Below are 19,386 nucleotides of genomic sequence, written 5' to 3'. Positions count from 1 at the left end.
ATCCTCATGGGCATACTGGTGAAGTCGTACAAATAAGGGCGCCAATGAACGTCCAGCTTCCGTTATTACAACGGTACAAGCCACATCCATCTGGCCCTGAATTCCAACCGCGTGTCGTGCCGCCACTTGGCACACATTCACATGGCATGGCACCCGCCAAACTTCCAATACCACATGAGCCTGGGGGGCAAATATCGCCAGGACCGCCACCGCTACTGCTGCTTGAACTACCACCCGGTGCCGACGCACAATCCGCGCAGCCAAACGAAGGTGGCAAGCAATTCAGTGTGCCATTACGCGGGTGTAAAAAGACACGTCGCACCTGCACGGCAGGCTGAATTGCAAAGTCAAAAATACCGTCCAGCACATCTGATAAAAATGGCTCGTAGGAATAGAACACTTCCGCAACAATCATGTTCTCTTCATTCATCATCGTCACCAGTTCCGATGAAATCGCCGCAGGAAATGTCGCGCTGCTATTTTGCACGCTTGCATTAATTGCGGCAGGCGTAAGACCGTTCACGATGGAAGTAGTCTCGCCATTCGAGAGTGTGCCGCCACCAGCAAATTGCCACAAAATACGGTTGTTCACACCACAACGTTGAAGGGAGGTTACAATCACCGACTGCCGCGCAGGATTATCAAACGGTCGCAGCAAACTGTCATAGGTGGTAAGCGTTGCGTTAAGCGTTGCCTCGCTCAGTGCGCCCGCGCCATCGGGCGGTGATTGCGCTACCGAGTCGGCAATTGCGTAGCCCGCTTTATCAATTTTCTGGGTGATCAGCACATAGCGTGTAAGCTCCGTACCGCCTAGCACCAGCAACAAAATCAGCGGCAATACAAAAACGAACTCTATGAGCGCAACGCCTTGTTGATGACAACAGAATCTACGAAACAGTGCGCGCATCAGAATGGCTCGTTCTTTACAATCGTATTAGCGGTAATCAGGAATACGCCATTATTACCAAAAAAGCGACTCATCAATGGAAGTTGCACGCGCCATGGGTAGAGCACACGCACCTCAACCACATCCCCAGCATTGCCTAAGCTAACCGAGGCGTCGGCACCTTGATAGCCAGGAATATCATTCGTTTCTTCATAAATGAGGGGCGGTTCACACGGGCCACCTAAACGCGGCGGGTCGTCCATACAAATGTCGGGCGATGCCGTGGTACCACCACTCACCACCGTTGAAGCCGAGATTTGCAACTGGCTAGAATTAATAAGCCCCCTAAGTTTCTGCCGAAGATGCGTGCGCACATATTCCACACGATCACCCCCAGGCGCTGCTTTCCCGAGGCTTGCCTCACGCGCCGTTGCAGCAACGGCGCTTTCAATCGCAACTTGGTGAAAGCCTATCAGGCCAAATTCGATAATTGCCATCAGCAATAAGAAGAAGACGGGCGCAACGAGTGCAAACTCAACGATGGTGGCCCCAGCATTATCTAAGCGTCGTAGCTTCATGGCAGGTACTATAGCAGAAATTAGCATAAAATGCGCGGATTTTCTCCTCATAGGCCAAACTGTCTCGGGCGCGGCACGTTGGCATCTCGGTTCACGTAAACATGCATCAAAAGGCCGCAAGCCGCTAAGGTACTGATGAGAAACGAGCCCCCATAAGAAAGGAACGGCAATGGTACCCCTACCACGGGAATCATGCCCATGACCATCGCCATATTAATGAAGATATGCACGAACAGCATTGCCCCCACCCCAGCCGCAACCAATCGACCAAACGCATGACGACAATTGCGCATCAAGAGCAGTGCAAACGCCAAAAGCACTGCATAAAGACCCAGCAGTACAAAGGAGCCGAAAAAGCCAAATTCCTCGGCCAACATCGTGAAAATAAAGTCGGTCTGCTTTTCAGGTAAAAAGTCTAATTGACCCTGCGAACCATTCAACAAACCTTTACCAATAAACCCGCCCGAACCAATCGCAATCTTGGATTGGATAATGTTATAGCCCGCACCAAGAGGGTCGCTCGCTGGGTCAAGAAACGTCATCACGCGGCGCTTCTGGTAATCGTGCAATAAGCTGTAGGCAACAGGCAGTGCGGCAGCGGCGGCGACAATGACACTGGCAAAATAATACCAACGAATCCCCGCCATAAAACAGACTGAGAACGCAATAAACGCCACGATGGTTGCCGTACCTAAGTTAGGCTGTTTCAAGATTAACGCCACGGGCATGAGCACCAAGAAAGCAGGCAGCAACAATACTAATATATGCCGCGTGCCCTCCAACGTCGCGCCATGGAAATAGCGCGCCAAGGCCAGAATCACCCCAAGCTTCATCAACTCCGAAGGCTGCAAATTAAACACGCCAAGGCTCACCCAGCGCTGTGCGCCCATACCGATAAATCCCATAGCCTCTACGATAACCAGCAATGCCAGACACCCAGCATAGGTGAGGTACGAAAGCTGCAACAAGCGCTGCGTTGGCATCACCACCAATGCAGCAAACACGCCAAATCCGATGACCATGCGTATCGCTTGCGGCACAGCGAACACACGCCATGCACCACCTGCTGCCGAATATTGCATGATCAAACCGATGGCACATAGAACGCATATGACGAGCATAATCGGCGCGTGAACATCACGCAGCCTGCGCCCCATTTTACGCCACTGATGCGCCGAGATCACGTGAACAACTCCATCGTTTTTTGCATGACATCTTTAGCAACAGGCGCTGCCGCCGACGCACCACCGCCACCATGCTCAATCAGCACGGCACAACAATATTGCGGATCATGCGTAGGGCCGTAGCCAACGAATAATCCGTGATGGCGATATTTCCATGGGAGTGTATTTTGATTAAGGCCACGAATCGTAATGCGCCGCACTTGCGACGTTCCCGTTTTACCACCGAAGCGGTAAGCTTCTTCGCGAATACCGCTCGCATAGGCAGTGCCGGTTGGTGCGTTAGTCACCATATCCATACCTTCTTGGGCGAGCTTCAGGAACGCTTCATCAATATCGATAAATCCGTCTTCGCGTATCGCTACTTCTTCCGTCAGTCGCGGCAAGATTTTCTTACCGCCATTCACCATGCGTGCAATCATCACCGCTAACTGCAACGGCGTTGTCAGCACGTCACCCTGACCGATCGATGTATTGATGGTCTCACCAGGATTCCACACGCCTCGACCAATGCGCGCTTTCCATTCAGGGGTTGGGATAATACCGCCCTTTTCGCTCATCAAACCAAGTTCTGTTGATTCACCCAATCCCAAATCATTCGCCATTTTAGCGATTCCCTCAATCCCCGCTTGGCGACCAACCGTGTAAAAATACGTATCGCATGATTGTGCAATCGCGCTCTTATAATCCATGGTTCCGTGGCCCTCAGGCTTCCAACAATTGAAGCGGTGATTACCCAAGAAGAAATGGCCAGGACAATGTACGGTCGTACGCGGATTGATTTTACCTTCACGCAGCGCCGCAAGCCCCACCAGCATTTTAAAGGTTGAGCCAGGAGGATATTGCCCCGTAATCGCTTTGTTCATGAGTGGAATTTTTTCATTCGCATTCAGCGCTTTCCAGTAGCCTTCTTTAATGCCTTTGCTGAACTCATTTGGGTCAAATGCCGGCATGGAAACCAGCGCCAGAATATCGCCCGTATGCACATGCATGACCACCACCGCACCCGCCTGATCACCCAAACGCTGCACAATAAATTCCTGCAATCGGCTGTCCACCGTCAGCTTCAACGCGCCGCCTGCAATCGGCTCTTCTTTTTTAAGTTCACGAATCGGCTGGCCAAGGGCATTCACCTCAATATGGCGCGTTCCCGCCGTACCGCGCAGGCGCTCTTCGAACAAATACTCAATACCGTTTTTGCCGATTTTCATATCAGGCAAACGCAGCAACGGATGGTCGCGATTATCGCGCTCCGACACCTTGCCAACATAGCCCAATAAATGCGCGGCGTGATCCGCAAATGGGTAATTGCGCCACTGGCCTTCTTCAATCGCAACGCCTGGAAGCTCGGGCAAATGAAACTCTATTTTTGCCATATTCTCCCACGATAATTGCTCAGCCAGCAAGAGTGGTCCCGCCGGTCTTCGTGGTGGAATCTGATCCAGTACGCGCTTCGTTTGCGCCGCGTCCCATGCGAGCAACTCTGCCAAACGAACGATGGTTTTGCGCGCCTGTTTGGGCTGATCACGGTCAATATACAGACGATAGCTAATATCATTACCCGCCATCATCACGCCCATGCGGTCGGTAATCACACCGCGCGGTGGAATAATAAGTTGAACCTTAATGCGGTTACCTTCTGCTTCGGTTTTTAACTCATCACCCTTAACGAATTGCAGATAATAGAGCCGCGATAAGAGCGCAGCACCTGCTGCAGCTTGAATACCGCCAAATACGACGGTGCGACGATTGAGCATCTGAAGCTGATTGAGCGAACGTGCCATGCGTAGTGTCTAGCACTATCGTAGCGGCGGAAGCAACCTGAGGATAGGAATCAATAACAGGTGGATAAGGGGGTAGAATAGAATCGTCCAAAACAATTCGCTAAGCGCTGGAACAATTGGCAGCCACGCGCGCATCACCCACGACATGAGTAGCCACAAGGCGGTCATGTAGATTGCACTGAGCATCGCAATCTGCACCCATAGCAGTCGGAAATTTTGCAGATTCAATTGACGTGCATAGCGTGTAATGGCTGCACAAAACACCATCAACAAGAATGCTTGAGTACCAAGCGCCGTGCCTGTGACTGTGTCTTGCGCCAAGCCTAAAATAAAAACAAACCACAACGGCCAGACACGCGGATAATGCATGACCCAAAAACAGCATAGCAGCAACCCCATATGGGGGAACAAATCATAGCCTTTAATGAGTGAAGGCAACGCGCCAAAGAGCACCATCACTACGCCGACAACGGCAGGCAGCATGTGCATACATTGATCTGAAAAGGAACGCGACCTAATCACCATACTAGTGTGAACGGTGCTGGACGATGCGCACAAATTCTGCGCGATCTACAGGGCGCATTGGCTTCACCATCACGGTACGATCTTGAATGCTAAACACTGTCCCCACCATGATGTTGGCAGGCATTAACCCGCCCTCTTCTGTGGTCAAGACCACATCACCCACCTGTGTTTTGGATTGCGGCGACACGAATGCCAAGCGCAACAATTCACCGCTCGTCCCAACAATAATGGCACGCTCACGGCTGGTTGCCGTCACCACAGGAATCCGCGACGACGCATCATTGATGAGCAGCACACGCGACGTATGATCGTCCGAGTCCATCACGCGCCCGATAAGGCCATGCGAATCGATCACGGCTTGGTAAGGTTTGAGACCATCCGACTTACCCGCATTAATCAACACCTGCTGTGCAAATGCACCGCCAATATGGCCCGTAATTTTCGCACTCACATACGTAGCACGCTCAACGGGCTGGTATTGCATCATTTGGCGCAGTGCCTCGTTCTCTGCCTTGAGCGACATCGCAACCGACTGCCAATGACGCAGCGTATCATTTTCGGCTTTCAGTAATTGATTCGTGTGGTGGGCGTTCCACACGCCACTCATATTCGCAAGCAGGCTATGCCACGCTTCAATCGGCTTCGCCATCACCTCAAATACGGGCGCCATTTGCCCTAGCACCGCAATCCGTGCCTGCGCTAGCGAAGTATGTTGAGAGCGCGAAAGAGCGACAAATGTCAGCGCGGTAATGAACAAGACAATCACCAGCCCCCGCGACACCAGCAAGCCAGTGGAGGACGTTGTGCGAATGGATGTCTCGCGCCAGCGCGTCATGCATGTCTCTCTAAGATAAGGAGCTTGGGTTTACTATGCGCCTAGTCACCGCCTGATGACAAGCAAAAATCGCTAAGACCTGTTGATTAGGCGCGATATTTCACTGGGTGCATCAAATTCATCGCCGTTAAAATCAATGAACATCTGCGTTTGTGCAGTGAAATCTACATCTGGATATTCTTTTTCAATCTGCGGCAACAGCGCGCGGATGCTACCCAAAAACATCGGGTTACTAGCTACGACGTCACGCATCACTTCAATGTGCATCTCAACATTGTAGCTTGCGGTCCCACGACCTGCGGGCTGCTTAGGTACAATGCCCTTCACGCCTGCATTCACCACCATGTAATCTTGGGTCAGCGCAGGACGTGTATTACCTGGCACTTTGCCAGCCACACGTTGTGCTAACTCGCGATATACATACGCATCGACCATACGCTTATCGTTGGCGTTTAGTAAATCATATGCCGTGAGTGGCGATGGAGTGTTTGATTGCATGAACCGAACTCTACACTGCAAGCGTTAAGAAAAGGTAAAAACCACGCAGTTCACATTATTTATTACACCTATAGCTGCTGTGCTTACATAATCACTTGGTAAGCCTGAGCCGCTCATGGTAGAATCCCTCCACGTTTAAAACCCTCCTCAGAGGAATTTGGATGCGCTCCTATCGTTACGCGTTTTCGCTGGTCGAACTATCAATTGTACTCGCCATTTTAGGCGTAATGACAGCAGGTGGATTAAGCATCGGCACCACCGTGGTCGAACAGCAAGCAAATGTCGCGAGCAATACGCAGCTTGATAGCATCAACCAAGCGCTGCAGGATTATTTCAAGACCCAACGCCGCCTACCCTGCCCCGCAAACCGCACACTGGCACTGGGTGCTGCGGGTTTTGGTAATGAAGCGGGCGTGTGTAATGCTGGCGCAGCGTTAGCGGGTACCGTTTCAATCGGTGGGGTGCGTATTGGAGCATTACCCGTGCGCGCACTCGGATTGCGCGACCGCTCCATCGCGGATGAATTTGGCAATCGCTATATCTATGCTGTCACTGAACGCCACACCAACGACGTTGACTTCGTTAGCACAGCACCCGTCTATCAAGGCATGATTACCTTGCTGGATGGTGGCGGCAATACTATCGCGGCTGGTGGCACGAATTCTGGCGTGAGCTACGTTATTGTATCGACAGGTAGTGATGGTAAAGGCGGGCTACGTTACCAAACGGCTGGCGCTCCCGTTGCCTGCGGCGCGAGCACCAATCTGGACGTTCAAAACTGTAATGACGACGCCACCTTCCGCGACGCGCGGTTTAACAATGGCTCTGTTGCTGCCAGCTTCTTTGACGACTTTGTGCGCTGGATGCCTAAATTCCGCCTAAGCGCCGTAAGCACAGGCAGCAGCACCAACCTCTGGTCAAACGTGGGCGACAACATTCACAGCGTTGGTAATGACGGCAGCACCACAACAGGCAATGTGGGAATTGGTACGACAACACCAACGAGCGGTCGCCTACACGTAGTAGGCTCGGGTGGGGGCGCAAGTTCTGCAGCGTTCCAGACAACTGGTGCTTCTATCAATTTCGTATCGTTCTTGAGTGCACAAGGCGGCGGCAATTATGGCACCTCCCTACAGTTTACCGATACCGGAGTAAACAACGCAACCATTAGCTCCATTGCGGATTCCCAGCTCGAATTCTCGACTGCGGGTGCTCCACGCATGCGCATCACAGCTAACGGCAACGTCGGCATCGGGACAACAACACCAGGCACAGCACGTTTGAAAGTGGAGGGCGCTGTTGCATCCCCAAGCTACTTATCAGAGTATTCTAATACAGGAACTGGGCGCGGCATATATGTATCAAGCCAAGATTTTCCAATCATTGGCAAAAGCACCTCAAATGCTTCTGGAAACTGGGCAGTACGCGGAGAATCTCAAGATGGATTGCATTACGGCGGCCTTGGCGTTGCTAATGCCTATGGTGCATATGGCGTTACTTACCGACCAGGTGGATATATAGGCGTGTATGGCATTGCCGATACGGTCGCTACGGGAGGTTATGGTGTGTATGGGTGGGGTAATGCCAACAACTCCTATGGTGTGAGGGGCCATGTGCCTGCAGCCGTTACTGGTGCACTTGCAATGCTCGCTACCGCAGATGGTTCCAATAACGCATTCCTCGCGCAGCAAGCCGGCTCACAGCGTTACTGCTATATCGGCACTGCAAGTTACGCCCTGCAATGCGGCACGGCCGATACAAACTTTCAGGGCAAAGTGGGTATATTATCAGGCGTGAATGCTGCTTACGGCCTTACGGTTGGGGCTGATGTTCTGGCATCTGGCTTCTTCTCGCCTTCCGACGCACGCTTGAAAGCCGACATTCATCCAGCCTTCGCGGAAAATGCTTTAGAGGTGTTGCAGAAAATTCACGCGGTGCATTTCACGTGGAAAAAAGACGGCAGCAAAGATATTGGCGTGATTGCGCAAGACGTCGAGAAAGTCATGCCTGAAGCGGTGAATGGTAAAGGCGACCAAATCAAACAGGTTGCCTATGATAAGCTCATTCTACCCGTTATCGAGGCAGTAAAGCAGCTCTATACCAAATTCCTAGCGCTGGTGGATCAGGTCAGGAAATTAGAGACACGTATCGATACATTAGAGAAAGAGAATCAGCAGCTTAAACAGCGCTTAGAGCGATTGGAAAAGCGTGTTGGGGCCTAAGAGCAATAACCCTTTTCGCTGCTAGGTTATCGCGGTGCAATAGGGAGCGTGCTTGCGAAGTGTTAATAATTAAGATAAGATAGACGTTAATAATAATGAATTTATAGGGGTGGCTAGATTATGGTGTCATATTGTTCGCGTTACATGGTTGCGTGTTTATTCTCATTAGCACTGCTCGTTTTCACACCACTCTCTAGCGCTCAAGCACAGGTTAATGCCTGTACGTACATTGCACCTAATACCACCCAGACCATCACGGCTCATGGTGTGAGTAAAGTAATCACCAATTACAGCACCACCGAAAGACTATGCGTACCAACGGGTAATGCATCGCAGTGGAGCAGCTTCACAGGAATGACTGCCAATGCGAAAATTGGTATCTCGAACGTTCCAGTGGTTAATGGTTTGTGTAGCGGTGTCCCAGGCGCCTGTAGCACAGGTACGGTCAGTGGTGATAACGGCTTAACGGCGTGCGGTACAACCCGCACATGGACCTGTAACGGTTCTGGTGGCGGTACGAACGCGAACTGTTCCTCAGCGAATTCTGGGTGTCCCGTCAATGGCGGATGGACCGCATGGAGCGCATGTTCTGTAAGCTGCGGTGGCGGCACACAGACACGCACCTGTACCAACCCCGCACCTGCCAATGGTGGTGCGGCATGCGTTGGTTCAACGTCACAAGCATGTAATACGACTGGCTGCCCTGTTAATGGTGGCTGGAGTGCATGGAGCGCATGTTCTGTAAGCTGCGGTGGTGGCACACAGACACGCGCATGTAACAATCCGACACCTGCCAATGGTGGTGCAGCATGCGTCGGTTCAACGTCACAAGCATGTAATACGCATGCATGTGCAGTCAACGGTGTATGTGGCGGCGGTGCGAACACATGTTCTGCAGGTAGCCCATCTGGCTATAATGCTGGCTCATGTGGCGGCAGCCAAACCTGGACCTGTAATGGTTCTGGCGGTGGCAGCAACGCAAACTGCTCGATTGCTAACGGTGCATGCGCACCAAGCGATCCATGCGCTGACGCAGGATTTGGTTCAAGCTGTCTGATTACTGATGAATCAAGCTGTATTGGTACACCTACAGGTACTGGCTATTGCTGCGCGGCATGTGGCGGCGGCGGCGGTGGCGGCGGTGGCGGTGGCTGCTTCGTTACGGGCACCAAAATCAAAATGTCCGATGGTAGCTATAAAGCCATCGAGCAGATTGAAGTGGGTGACTTAGTACAAGGTCAGACGCTGGAGAACATGATTCTGGCAGTAGACATCTACGAGACAGATGAGCCTACCTACAGCATCAATGGCGGCCGCCATTTCATTACTGGCGAACACCCAGTAATGACGACAAATGGCTGGGCGGCAATTGACCCAGAACTAACCCGCCTTGAGTATAGCCACACGAAGGATGAGCGCATCCATCGTGACTTGGGTAACCTCAAAGTCCTAAGCGTAGGTGATGTGATGCTCACGGAAGGTGGCAAGAAAGTGGTTATCCACTCAATTGACACTAAAGAAAACTCAGGTCATGAGCAGAAACTCTATAATCTGCGCATGAATGGTGATCACACCTATTACGCGGATGGAGTGCTCGTGCACAACTTGGGTGGTGAAGACATGAATAAGTTCTAACCTAGGTCTTCTAAATAAATAACCCGCGTGTGAGCAATCAGGCGCGGGTTTTTATTTGCCTAACGCGCAGGCAGAAATCAGATGGGTTGGGGTATAGAAACTAGTCTTGCTTGAACAGCACGTGCTTCAAGGTCTCGGGGTGCTCCAGCACACGGCCCGTACCAATCGCCACACAGGAAAGTGCATCCTCCGCCACGAATACAGGCAATCCCGTAGCCTGCGACAATGCCAGATCGAGATGCTTGAGCAGCGAACCACCACCCGACATGACAATGCCTTTATCGACAATATCGCTCGAAAGCTCTGGGGGCGTGGATTCAAGGGCGACCTTCACCGCCTCAATAATCTGATTCACGGGGTCAGCAAGCGCTTCAGCAATTTGTGCTTCGCTAAGCAATAATTCCTTCGGCACGCCATTCATCAAATCGCGGCCTTTAATTTCAACGAGCCTGCCCTGCCCATCCGCAGGTGCCAGTGCTGCGCCAATTTCTTTTTTAATGCGCTCTGCGGTTGCTTCACCGATGAGTAAGTTATGGTAACGGCGAATATAGTTGATGATAGCTTCATCCATCTTATCGCCACCCACACGCGCACTACGCGCATAGACAATCCCCGCCAGCGACAATACGGCGACTTCCGTCGTACCGCCGCCAATATCGACGATCATCGAACCCGTTGGCTCCGTCACGGGAAGACCCGCACCAACAGCCGCCGCCATTGGCTCTTCAATCAAGTACACATCGCGAGCACCTGCATTTTCTGCCGACTGTTGAATTGCGCGGCGCTCGACTGGCGTTGAACCAGCAGGCACGCAAATAATAATGAGCGGGCCCGTGAAGGAGCGGCGATTATGCACGCGCTGAATGAAGTACTTAATCATCTCTTCCGCCGCGCGGAAATCTGCAATCACGCCATCTTTGAGTGGGCGAATCGCTTCGATTTTTTCAGGCGTTCTGCCCAACATCAACTTTGCTTCATTACCGAATGCATAGGGCACCATCATGCCGCGTTCTTGGCGCAGCGCCACTACCGAAGGTTCATTCAGCACCACACCGCGACCCTTCACATACACAAGGGTGTTGGCGGTGCCGAGGTCAATCGCCATATCTTCTGAAACAAGGCCCAATAATCTTCCGAATCCGAACATGGAGTCTCCACATCATTTAGAACATGTATGGCTTGCCACGTTGTCGCACTTATCGCAATGAAAATGCTTAAGCGGCTGTGGACGGCGCATCCTCATGCGTGTCTTTGAAATGGATGCGGCGGGTAAATCCATCCAACTTGTTGAGTGCGGAAATGTAAGCTTTCGCTGAGGCCACCAGCGTATCCACGTCCGCGCCATGACCATTGACGAGATGGTCAGCACGCTCCAAACGCACGGTGACTTCCGCTTGCGCGTCCGTACCGCCTGTCACTGCATGCACTTGGTACAGCTTGAGCACCACGTCCGAATAATCAACGACCAACGATTTAATCGCGTTAAAGATTGCATCCACTGGTCCGTTACCTTCTTTTTTCGCGGTACGCGTCTTGCCATCGATGCGCAGGGCAAGTCGTGCCATTTGCGGGCCATCGCTGCCGCATTCCACGCTCAATTTCTCAAATACGAAGCGCGCATCATCGACCCCGCGCCCAACCAGCGCCATGATGTCTTCGTCGTAAATTTCCTTCTTCTTATCGGCGAGGGTTTTGAAGCGCACAAAGGCATCTTCCAACGCGTTATCCCCAAGCGAAAGCCCTAATTCTACTAGTTTATCTTTAAACGCCGCTCGGCCAGAATGTTTCCCCATCACGAGGTTCGATTTCGCCAATCCGACCGACTCAGGTGTCATGATTTCATAGGTGTCGCGGTTCTTCAGCATGCCGTCTTGGTGAATGCCCGACTCATGCGCAAAGGCATTCGCGCCCACAATTGCCTTATTCACCTGCACGCTTTGACCCGTTACTTGCGTCACCAAGCGCGATGCGCGCATGATATGCTCGCTTTTGACGGCGCATTCTACGTTATAGTGCGCCTTATGCACTTTCAGCGCCATCACCACTTCCTCAAGTGACGTGTTACCTGCGCGCTCACCAATCCCGTTGATCGTACACTCAATCTGGCGCGCACCAGCTTTCACCGCAGCCAGTGAATTTGCCGTTGCTAAGCCTAGGTCGTTTTGACCATGGAATGAGAAAATCGCCTTGTCAGCATTGGGCACTTTGCCCATCACGTGCGTGAACATCTTGGCAATACTCTCAGGCGTGCCATAGCCAACCGTATCGGGCAGGTTAATCGTCGTCGCACCCGCAGCAATCGCCACTTCCACCGCGCGGCAGAGATAATCGAGCTCGGTGCGCGTCGCATCCATCGCGCTCCACTCCACATTGTCGGTAAAGGTGCGCGCAAGTTTTACGGCGTCGCGAATTACTTCCAGCGCCTGGTCTTGCGAAATCTTGAATTGGTGTGTGAGGTGAATCTCCGACGTCGACATAAACGTATGGATACGCCCACGTTTCGCAGGCTTAATTGCTTCGGCTGCACGGCGAATATCCGCCTCCTTCGCACGCGCCAGCGAACACACCACTGCATTTTGTGTCACTTCCGCAATCGCCTTGACTGCTTCAAAGTCCCCGTCCGAGGCCATGGCGAAGCCCGCCTCAATCACATCGATGCCCATATTATCGAGCACTTCCGCGACGAGGAGTTTCTCCTCACGCGTCATGGACATGCCGGGCGATTGCTCGCCGTCACGCAAGGTGGTGTCGAAAATGATAATACGGTTGCTAGACATCATAACCTCTCTTCACGCGCGGAAGATAGGTCACCTATACCGCGCGGGTGTTTATATTACGCAGCGTCAACGAGCTTGTTTTTCGCAATCCATGGCATCATAGCACGAAGCTTCTGACCCACTTGCTCGATTGGGTGTTTCGCGGACTCTTCGCGATACTTCTCGAGCTTGTGTGCACCTTGCGTTGCACGGTCAGCAATGAACTCACGCGCGAATTTACCCGACTGGATATCCTCGAGCACGCGCTTCATTTCCTTTTTCGTCTCCGCGGTAATGATGCGCGGACCCGTTACATAGTCACCATATTCGGCAGTGTTGGAAATCGAGTAGCGCATATTCGCCATGCCGCCTTCATAGAGAAGGTCAACGATGAGCTTGGTTTCGTGCAAGCACTCGAAATATGCCATTTCTGGCGGATAGCCCGCTTCAACCAGCGTTTCAAAACCAGCGTTGATAAGGTGTGTGATACCACCGCAAAGTACCGCTTGCTCGCCGAACAAATCGGTTTCGCATTCGTCTTTGAAGTTGGTTTCGATGATACCTGAACGGCCACCACCCACGCCCGAAGCGTAGGAAAGTGCCAGTTTCAGCGCATTGCCCGAAGCGTCTTGCGCAACGGCAACAAGGCATGGCACGCCGCCGCCTTTGAGATATTCACCACGCACCGTATGTCCTGGGCCTTTTGGTGCCACCATAAACACATCCATGTCCGCGCGCGCTTTGATGAAACCAAAGTGATAATTGAAACCATGCGCGAATGCGAGCGCAGCGCCTTGTTTGATATTCGCCTCTAAACCTGCGTAAATATCGGCCTGAAATTCATCTGGCGCGAGAATCATCACCACGTCAGCATCTTTCACCGCTTCCGCAGCTTCTGCTACTTTGAAGCCAGCCGCTTTTGCTTTCGCAGCCGTTGCCGAAGTTGAACGCAGACCAATGGTAATATCTTTTGCGCCCGAATCCTTCAGGTTCAACGCATGTGCGTGACCTTGGCTACCATAGCCGATGATGGCAATTTTCTTGCCCTTGATGAGTGATTGGTCGCAATCTTTATCGTAGTAAACCTTCATGACGTTCTCCTTGGGGTACGGACGAGCGTTTTAACCTGATTGTTAAGAAATAAAAGCGCTAAATACCCTTTTTACCGCGCGCGACGGAAGCCACACCCGTGCGGCAGACTTCTTCCAGCCCAAGGGGCCTCATTAAGTCTATGAAAGTATTCACTTTTTCGGTAGTGCCCGTAATTTCAAAAATGAAGCTATCAATCGTGGTATCGACCGGCTTGGCGCGGAAAATATCGGCAATGCGCAATGCTTCGACGCGATCATCATTCTTACCCACGACTTTTACCAGCGCCAATTCACGCTCCACGAACGGCGATTCCACCGTCAAATCATGCACCTTATGTACAGGCACCATGCGCTCCAAAAGCGCGATGATGTGCTTGATTTTGCGCATGCTGCCGCGAGTCACCACCGTAATGCGCGACAAATGTTTCTTCGTATCAACCTCTGCCACGGTGAGGGATTCGATGTTGTAACCACGGCTAGAGAAAAGCCCCACCACGCGGTTCAACACGCCGAATTCGTTATCCACCAACACCGCCAAAATATGGCGCTCTTCTTGAACAACCTCATCGGGAATATCATAAACGATATCGAGTAATTCTTGGGTCATAACTTACACCAAATTCTTGTTGAGTTCGCGTTTGCTTTCTTCGGGGCCCAACACTAACTCGTGATGCGCAGCACCTGCAGGAATCATTGGGTAGACATTTTCATTCTGGTCAACCCAGACATCGGCCAGTACGGGGCCTTTATGGTCGATCATTTCTTTGATGGTCTCATCCAGCTTCGCGGGGTCTTTGACGCGAATCCCCTTCATGCCGAAGGCTTCAGCAAGTGCTACGAAATCAGGTAGCGAATCCATGTACGATTCGGAATAACGGCTGGAATAGAACATCTCCTGCCACTGGCGCACCATGCCCATATATTGGTTATTCAAAATGAAGATTTTCACTGGCAAGCGGTACTGCACTGCCGTGCTCATCTCCTGAATATTCATCATGAACGACGCCTCGCCCGTCACGCATACAACGGGCTTATTCGGGTGCGCGATCTGCACACCTATCGCGGCGGGGAAACCATAACCCATCGTGCCTAAGCCGCCCGAGGTCATCCAACGATTCGGCTTATCGTAGAGGATGTGCTGCGCCGCCCACATTTGGTGCTGGCCAACATCGGTTGTGATGTAGAAATCTTTTTTCTCGAGCGCCGCATTGAGGCGACGCAATGCGTGCTGCGGCTTAATGATGCGCTTGTCTTGGTGATAGCCGAACGAATTCTTGCCGCGCCAACCATCAATCTGCTTCCACCACTTTGCGAGCGCTTCTTTATTCGCAGTGACTTTCTTCTTCTTCCACAGCGCGATCATCATCTCGAGTGTTTCGCCAGCGTCCCCCGTAATCGGCAAATCCACATGCACGATTTTATTGATGCTCGATGCATCCACGTCCACGTGAATTTTTTTCGAGCCTTGCGAGAACGCATCGAGACGGCCTGTTACACGGTCATCGAATCGCGCACCGATATTGATCATCACGTCGCACTCGCTCATACACATGTTCGCTTCGAGCGATCCGTGCATACCCGGCATGCCTAAAAACTGCGCGTCGGTGCCTGCAAAAGCGCCCAAGCCCATCAGAGTCGTCGTCACGGGGAAACCCGTCATATGCGCAAGCTTGGTGAGTGCATCGCACGCATCCATACCCGAGTTCACCACGCCACCGCCGACATAAAATAGCGGGCGCTTCGCTTTGCCCATCAACTCCACCGCACGCTCGACCATTTTCGCATCTGGCTTCTTCACGACCACGGCCGTCATTTTACGAATCGGCACATCCTTGCCGCGATAGCGACCCACGGCATTCAAAATATCCTTTGGGATATCGACAAGCACAGGGCCAGGGCGACCCGTGCGCGCCACATAAAACGCCTCATGCATAATACGGTCGAGGTCGTTCACATCTTTCACGAGATAGTTATGCTTCGTGCAGCTACGCGTAATCCCCGTCACATCCGCTTCTTGGAATGCATCCGTTCCGATCACATGCGTGGGCACCTGCCCTGTCACACAGACCAGCGGAATCGAATCCATCAACGCATCCGTCAGAGCTGTCACCGTATTGGTCGCGCCAGGGCCCGACGTCACCATCAACACGCCAACCCTACCGGTCGAACGCGCGTAACCTTCCGCTGCGTGACCCGCACCTTGTTCGTGGCGCACCAGAATATGGCGCAGCTTGTTTTGCTTAAAGAGCGCGTCATAAATCGGCAGCACCGCGCCACCTGGATAGCCAAATACCACCTCGGTGCCGTTATCGAGCATCGATTGGATTACTATTTCGGCACCAGTTAATTCGCGTGGCTCGGCCATAATCGCTCCTGTGGATAAAGAGGCAGGAACCTAGCCTTTTCAAAGGATTGCGTCAATGTGCTTTGTGAAAAATAATAGCGTTTAGATAGTTGGGCCCATACAGCCTAACGCTGGGCGATCTCTGACCCTGTTTCCATAACCTGCAATTTACTTTGAAGCTGGCGCTTGGCGGCCAGAAGATCGTGCACATTTGTCGCGGCATCAATATGGTTGAGGAAAATAGGCGTGAGCGTATCAACCACCCTATTTTGAATACGTTGGTTATTATAGATCTCTACTCCTTCACCCACACTATTATCGTTAGCGATATCCGTTGGAGATTCGATTCTTTTTGGGAACATCCGCAACCTTTGCAGCTTCAGGCCTGGCAACCTTTCACCTCCGTCATTAGCGGGTGTGATGGCGGGCATTTGTCGGGTGAATCCATAACTTCTTTGTCCTGCTGCTGCTAATCGCTGTACTGGCGTACGCGAATGCGATTCGTGCAAATCCGTTGCACGCCCAATGAACCATGCAATAGACATTGGCGAGTGCTCAGGCAGGCACGCCTCAAACGGGGTGAGCGCATCCTCAACTAAATCTTGCGCAGCTTCACTGACTTGATCAAACTGCTCGGACGTAAATTCATCAGAATCAAATTCGGGGTGCTTTTCGGAATAAGCTTTGCAGGCCAACCTATAGGGAGATTCACTATATACTTTCGCGCTATCTTCACCTTTAGCAATGCGTCGCGCTGCCACTAAATCGCAAACATCATAGTAAGCGTCGTGCTGGAAATCGCCGTACTCTATCATATCTTCTAGAAAATCGGTCCATGGATTTTCTTCAGGATCATAATGCTGGCCAATTTCTTCCTTGAAAAGACTGATAAATTCTACAAATGCCTCATAGCCTAATATGGGTTGGCCAGCAATAACGGTTGAATTAAACCCATTCTCAAGCGCGATACGTATTAGGTTTTCTTGCTGCTCTCGCGTCTTGGCCTCCGCTAATCCTTGCTTCAAATGATCAAGGAGCGTTTCCGTATAATTCCATCCTTCATTTAATTCGGCATCTGTTAAGTAATCTGGGTCTTTAGTTTTGCCAGCGCGCGCCATTTCTTTCATTTCAAGCTTCATAGCCTTATGCTCTTCGAGCAAAAGGCTTCGGGCCTCTTCAAATGCCTGAAACAACATCTCGTCGTCGTGGTGATTGGCGATTTCTAACATAGGAGCCAATGTACCATCCCGCATTGCAAAATAGTGTGAAGATTACGTGAAAATACGACCAAACTGCTCATATTTATCAATGGCTTGAGCGCTTGGGAATTGGTTGCGTAGCCACGTTATTTGCCGTTTTGCATAATTACGTGTGTTTTGCTGCCCTTTTGCAACCGCCTCCTCTTGCGTCATGGTGCCTTGTAGATAGCGTATCAATTCGGGTACGCCATGTGCACGCATCAAGGGCTGTGATTCTGGCAATCGCATTTCCATCAATGCGCGTACTTCTTCGAGCGCACCCTGCTCCATCATCTGTAAAAAGCGCGCATCGATACGCGCATAAATTTCCGCGCGCGGCTTATCGACAAAACACACATGAAAGCGTGCATCGGGTAGCGGCGGCGTTGTCGGCTTTTCTTGGAAGCTGGCAAGGCTCTCACCCGTTGCCTCCATCACCTCTAGTGCACGCAGAATGCGCTGTGTGTCACCTGGCTTCAAGCGTGCCGCCATTACAGGATCTTTCGCTTGCAATGCATCATAGATATTCTCGGTGCTGCGCACGGCAGCGCGCACATCATCAGGGATAGGCGGGATATCATTGATGCCTTCCATCAGCGCTTTAAGATACATGCCCGTTCCACCGACCAGCACAGGAAGTCTGCTTTCTGCGCGGGCATGGGCAATGACGGGCAGGACCATCTCAAGCCATAGCTTCACCGAACCATTCGTGGTTGCATCCAAAACGCCGTAGAGCGCATGCTCGGTCTGCGCTTCTTCTTCCGCCGTCGGCCGCGCGGTAATAATGCGCAATTCGCGATACATCTGCATGGCATCTGCATTGATGATGACAGCAGGGCGCGTTGCTGCTAGCTCCAATGCAAGGGCGGATTTTCCGCTGCACGTCGTACCCGTTAAAATGAGAATGTCCGATGTCATATGTGATGACACTCATAGCCCCAGAAGGCACCAAACTCAACCCACCTAGCGGTGGGAGGCAGATTGTTTGGCTAGAGGAAGGGCGTGCGTGCGATATCTTTTTTGACTCCGTGCCAGAGATGCCTGCAATAGATGGTGTAGACATCGTGATCCAGCCCACGGCTGGCCGCGAGAAGAAGCTCCTCATCAGCGATATGGACTCAACGATGATATCGCAAGAATGCATCGACGAGCTGGCCGATGTCGTAGGACTGAAAGCCCATGTCGCCGCGATTACCGAGCGCGCCATGAATGGCGAGCTGGATTTCAAAGCCGCCCTGCGTGAACGCGTCGCACTGCTTAAAGGCCTCAAGTCCGCAGACTTGGAACGCGTCATGCGCGAACGCATAACGCTCATGGCTGGCGCACAAACGTTGGTGCGCACGATGAAAGCGCGTGGCGCTTACACCGTACTCGTCTCGGGCGGGTTCACGTTTTTCACATCACGCGTCGCTGCGCAGATTGGCTTTGATGTCGATGTCGCCAATATTTTGGAAATGGAAAATGGTGCGCTCACCGGTACGGTAGCGGAACCGATTTTGGACAAAGATACTAAACGCGAAATGCTGCAGCATTATTGCGCAGCAAAAGGCTGCGCCTTAGGCGATGCATTAGCAGTAGGAGACGGTGCAAACGACCTGCCTATGTTGCTTGCAGCAGGCACAGGTATTGCTTACCACGCCAAACCAACCGTGCAGGCGCAAGCGAAAGCGCGCATCAATTACAATGATTTGTCGGCACTGCTGTTTGTGCAGGGCATTCCGCGTGACGCATGGGTAGAATAAGCGGCGCATAAACGCCCACTTAAAAACCGCCGCCGCGACGGCCGTTGAGGCCGAAAGCCCTAGCGGCGCTT

Annotated in this window: 17 protein-coding genes; 3 read left to right on the top strand and 14 right to left on the bottom strand. The window is 52.0% G+C overall.

All coding sequences use genetic code 11. The features are described from left to right. Window positions 1-4 precede the first annotated feature (4 nt). From J0M34_07805 to J0M34_07775, 7 genes are all read right to left on the bottom strand, one after another. Entirely contained in the window at window positions 5-907 is a 903-nt protein-coding gene (locus J0M34_07805) for a pilus assembly protein (protein ID MBN8544152.1), read from the bottom strand. After that, complete coding sequence (locus J0M34_07800) at window positions 907-1,464, bottom strand: pilus assembly protein (protein ID MBN8544151.1); 558 nt, start codon at window positions 1,462-1,464, stop codon at window positions 907-909. The genes J0M34_07805 and J0M34_07800 overlap by 1 nt, the downstream gene beginning before the upstream one ends. 47 nt (window positions 1,465-1,511) lie before the next feature. Continuing rightward, complete coding sequence (gene rodA, locus J0M34_07795) at window positions 1,512-2,621, bottom strand: rod shape-determining protein RodA (GenBank protein MBN8544150.1); 1,110 nt, start codon at window positions 2,619-2,621, stop codon at window positions 1,512-1,514. A 23-nt stretch (window positions 2,622-2,644) separates the two neighbouring features. Continuing rightward, entirely contained in the window at window positions 2,645-4,429 is a 1,785-nt protein-coding gene (gene mrdA, locus J0M34_07790; protein ID MBN8544149.1) for a penicillin-binding protein 2, read from the bottom strand. A gap of 15 nt (window positions 4,430-4,444) precedes the next feature. Next, complete coding sequence (mreD, locus tag J0M34_07785; GenBank protein MBN8544148.1) at window positions 4,445-4,912, bottom strand: rod shape-determining protein MreD; 468 nt, start codon at window positions 4,910-4,912, stop codon at window positions 4,445-4,447. Window positions 4,913-4,955: 43 nt separating this feature from the next. Then, window positions 4,956-5,789, bottom strand: a complete 834-nt coding sequence (gene mreC / locus J0M34_07780; protein MBN8544147.1) for a rod shape-determining protein MreC — start codon at window positions 5,787-5,789, stop codon at window positions 4,956-4,958. Window positions 5,790-5,861: 72 nt separating this feature from the next. Continuing rightward, the gene (locus J0M34_07775) at window positions 5,862-6,287 is read right to left on the bottom strand and encodes a hypothetical protein (GenBank protein MBN8544146.1); all 426 of its coding nucleotides are present in this window, start codon (window positions 6,285-6,287) and stop codon (window positions 5,862-5,864) included. Between the two features lie 161 nt (window positions 6,288-6,448). Between J0M34_07775 and J0M34_07770 the strand changes: the two genes are divergently transcribed. Continuing rightward, complete coding sequence (locus J0M34_07770) at window positions 6,449-8,509, top strand: tail fiber domain-containing protein (protein ID MBN8544145.1); 2,061 nt, start codon at window positions 6,449-6,451, stop codon at window positions 8,507-8,509. A gap of 144 nt (window positions 8,510-8,653) precedes the next feature. Continuing rightward, on the top strand, window positions 8,654-10,144 hold the full coding sequence (locus tag J0M34_07765; protein ID MBN8544144.1) for a hypothetical protein: 1,491 nt from the start codon (window positions 8,654-8,656) through the stop codon (window positions 10,142-10,144). 100 nt (window positions 10,145-10,244) lie between these two features. Here J0M34_07765 and J0M34_07760 read toward each other — a convergent pair whose 3' ends face one another. The 7 genes from J0M34_07760 to miaA form a co-directional block, all read right to left on the bottom strand. After that, the gene (locus tag J0M34_07760) at window positions 10,245-11,291 is read right to left on the bottom strand and encodes a rod shape-determining protein (protein ID MBN8544143.1); all 1,047 of its coding nucleotides are present in this window, start codon (window positions 11,289-11,291) and stop codon (window positions 10,245-10,247) included. Between the two features lie 67 nt (window positions 11,292-11,358). Next, window positions 11,359-12,924 carry a 2-isopropylmalate synthase gene (locus J0M34_07755; protein MBN8544142.1) on the bottom strand — a complete coding sequence of 522 codons (1,566 nt, stop codon included), beginning with the start codon at window positions 12,922-12,924 and terminating at the stop codon, window positions 11,359-11,361. Between the two features lie 53 nt (window positions 12,925-12,977). Then, complete coding sequence (gene ilvC, locus J0M34_07750) at window positions 12,978-13,991, bottom strand: ketol-acid reductoisomerase (GenBank protein MBN8544141.1); 1,014 nt, start codon at window positions 13,989-13,991, stop codon at window positions 12,978-12,980. Between the two features lie 58 nt (window positions 13,992-14,049). Next, window positions 14,050-14,598: an acetolactate synthase small subunit gene (gene ilvN, locus J0M34_07745; protein MBN8544140.1), complete on the bottom strand. Its 549-nt coding sequence runs from the start codon at window positions 14,596-14,598 to the stop codon at window positions 14,050-14,052. A gap of 3 nt (window positions 14,599-14,601) precedes the next feature. Continuing rightward, window positions 14,602-16,356: a biosynthetic-type acetolactate synthase large subunit gene (gene ilvB / locus J0M34_07740; protein MBN8544139.1), complete on the bottom strand. Its 1,755-nt coding sequence runs from the start codon at window positions 16,354-16,356 to the stop codon at window positions 14,602-14,604. Between the two features lie 104 nt (window positions 16,357-16,460). Then, window positions 16,461-17,564 carry a hypothetical protein gene (locus tag J0M34_07735; GenBank protein ID MBN8544138.1) on the bottom strand — a complete coding sequence of 368 codons (1,104 nt, stop codon included), beginning with the start codon at window positions 17,562-17,564 and terminating at the stop codon, window positions 16,461-16,463. 42 nt (window positions 17,565-17,606) lie between these two features. Then, window positions 17,607-18,491, bottom strand: a complete 885-nt coding sequence (gene miaA / locus J0M34_07730) for a tRNA (adenosine(37)-N6)-dimethylallyltransferase MiaA (protein MBN8544137.1) — start codon at window positions 18,489-18,491, stop codon at window positions 17,607-17,609. On the opposite strand from miaA, the gene serB reads away from it, so the two are divergent. After that, entirely contained in the window at window positions 18,485-19,315 is an 831-nt protein-coding gene (gene serB / locus J0M34_07725; GenBank protein ID MBN8544136.1) for a phosphoserine phosphatase SerB, read from the top strand. The genes miaA and serB overlap by 7 nt on opposite strands. Window positions 19,316-19,386: the final 71 nt, after the last annotated feature.

The sequence above is a fragment of the Alphaproteobacteria bacterium genome (assembly GCA_017302575.1).
In the GTDB taxonomy this organism is placed as follows: domain Bacteria; phylum Pseudomonadota; class Alphaproteobacteria; order Rickettsiales; family UBA3002; genus JAFLDD01.
This window is presented reverse-complemented; position numbering and strand designations above follow the sequence as displayed.